1 protein-coding gene is annotated in these 379 nt (G+C 55.4%); it reads left to right on the top strand.

Annotated elements, in window-relative coordinates:
• A partial coding sequence (locus C6558_RS40575) for a hypothetical protein (protein WP_210205734.1) occupies positions 1-185 on the top strand: 185 nt, incomplete at its 5' end.
• Between the last annotated feature and the right edge of the window lie 194 nt (positions 186-379).

Here is a 379-nt window from a genome sequence, read left to right on the forward strand (position 1 = left end):
GACGCGGGAGAGTAGGTCGCTGCCAGGTCTGCAAAACGCAAGATAAAAAAACCGCCGCTCCCCTTCGAGGCATAGCCGAGAAGGACAAGGCAGCGGCGAAAACAAACCGAAAATCTTCTCTGAACAAACGCTCGGCCAAGCCGAAACGCAAGGGCCGCCTACAAGCGGCCTTTTTGCTTAGGTAAAATCAGAACGTCCCTTACGCGAGACAAATCCGTCGGATTTGCTCGGCACAGACCGTAAATCCCAAAGGGATTTACCTTATCGCGATAAACCGCACAGCGGTTTACGCACCGGATAAACCGCATAGCGGTTTACCGAGATGGCGCGGGGTGGAGCAGCCCGGTAGCTCGTCAGGCTCATAACCTGAAGGCCGCAG

Source organism: Ensifer sp. NM-2, from assembly GCF_003024455.1.
GTDB classification, from domain to species: Bacteria; Pseudomonadota; Alphaproteobacteria; order Rhizobiales; family Rhizobiaceae; genus Ensifer; species Ensifer canadensis.